The organism is Caldimonas mangrovi, from assembly GCF_023721835.1.
Lineage (GTDB): Bacteria > Pseudomonadota > Gammaproteobacteria > Burkholderiales > Burkholderiaceae_C > Caldimonas > Caldimonas mangrovi.
Window position 1 is genome coordinate 1 of record NZ_JAMKFE010000039.1, and the last position, 1,810, is coordinate 1,810.

2 protein-coding genes are annotated in these 1,810 nt (G+C 66.4%); both read right to left on the reverse strand.

All coding sequences use genetic code 11. The annotated features are described in order from the left end of the window. Window positions 1-1,143 (reverse strand): methyl-accepting chemotaxis protein (locus M8A51_RS26410; protein WP_280926207.1); only part of this gene is annotated, 1,143 nt, incomplete at its 3' end. A 52-nt stretch (window positions 1,144-1,195) separates the two neighbouring features. Next, entirely contained in the window at window positions 1,196-1,708 is a 513-nt protein-coding gene (locus tag M8A51_RS26120; RefSeq protein WP_251781552.1) for a chemotaxis protein CheW, read from the reverse strand. Window positions 1,709-1,810 lie beyond the last annotated feature (102 nt).

Below are 1,810 nucleotides of genomic sequence, written 5' to 3' on the forward strand. Positions count from 1 at the left end.
GAGCGCGAGGATGTTGGTCTGGAAGGCGATGCCGTCGATGACGCCGATGATGTCGGCGATCTTCTTGGAGGAGGTGTTGATCTCGTCCATGGTGGCGACCACCTGGGAGACGACCTGGCCGCCGCGCGAGGCGACGGACGAGGCGGAAGACGCCAGCTGGTTGGCCTGGCGGGCGGCGTCGGCCGACTGCTTGACGGTGCCGGTGAGCTGCTCCATCGACGAGGCGGTCTGCTGCAGGCTGGAGGCCGCCTCTTCAGTGCGGGCCGACAGATCGAGGTTGCCGCTGGCGATCTCGGTCGATGCATGGGTGATGTTGTCGGTCGCGTTGCGCACCTGGCCGACCAGCTGGCGCAGTGCGCCCTGCATCTGCGCCAGGGCCTGCAACAGCTCGCCGGCCTCGTCATGGCGGCGGGTTTCGATCACTTCCGACAGGTCGCCCTCGGCCACACGGCGGGCCGATCGCACCGCCTGCGAGATCGGCTCGGTCACGCTGCGCGAGATCAGCAGCGAGGCCAGCAGGCCGAGCGCCACCGCGGCGGCTGCAGCGCCGATCAACACCATGCGGATCATACCGAACGAGGCCACTGCTTCGTCGTATGCCGCACGGCTGAGCTGCTTCTCGATCTCGGCCAGGTGGCGGATGTCGGTGAGCCACGCGGCCTGTGCGTCACGCAGTTCGAGCGCGACCAGCGTCATCGCCACTTCGACCTGGTCGTTCGCGGCCATGTCGCCGGCCCGTTCGGTGACGCTGCGGCCGGCCTCTTCGGACTCTTTCAGTTTTGCGAGCTGTTTGTCGATACCGGCTTCGGCCGGCGTTTTTGCCAGCAGTGCCAGGAAGGCGGCCTTGGCCGTCTCGTAAGTCTTCAGCGAGGCCTTCAGCCGCTGCGACTCGGGAGCGATGTCTTCGCGAGACGTCGTGATGACGAGGTTGCGCACGGCGATCGACGCGTCGTTGACAGCCGCGGCCATCGTCGTCGCTTCGGCGGTGCGCTGGTTGTTGACTTCGATGAGCGTGCTCATCTGCCCGGCCATGCGATTCATCGCGAACAGTGCAATGCCGGTGATGGCCACCAGCAGTGCCAGCACGAGCCCAAAGCCGAGAGCGAGGCGGCGGGACAGTTTCAGGTGATTCAGAAGCGCCATCGTATGTCTCCGTTGTATTTGTATGGGGCGTGGCGTTCGGGGAGGTCGCCTGTCAGGTCAGCCCGAGTTCGGGGCTGGCGATCAGGCTTTCGATGTCGAGCAGGATCAGCATGCGTTCGCCGACCTGCCCGAGCCCGAGGATGAAACGTGCGTCGATCGCGGACGGGATCTCCGGTGCGGGCTTGACGGCCTGGGCCGGGATCTCGAGCACGTCGCTCACCGAATCGACCACTGCGCCGACGATGCGCCGGCCGAGGTTGAGAACGACGGTGACCGTGAAGCCGTCGTAGTCGGACTTCTCGCAGCCGAAGCGCATGCGCAGGTCCACGATCGGCACGATCACGCCGCGCAGATTGACGACGCCCTTGATGAAGGCCGGTGCGTTGGCGATGCGGGTCGGCGGTTCGTAGCCGCGGATCTCTTGCACCTTCAGGATGTCGACGCCGTACTCCTCGTGACCGAGGCGGAAGGTGAGGTATTCCTTCGGCAGCCCTGCCGGCCTCGACGCACCCTGTCCAAGCGCGCCGCCGGTCTGCTGGGGGAGGACTGCTTCCATCATGTTCATCGTGGCTCTCCTGGTTCCAGCCGGGTCGGGCGTAGAGGAGGACCTCAGAAGGTCGTCCAGTGGTCGTCGGCCCCCATCACGGCGGCGGGGGCCGCCGTGATG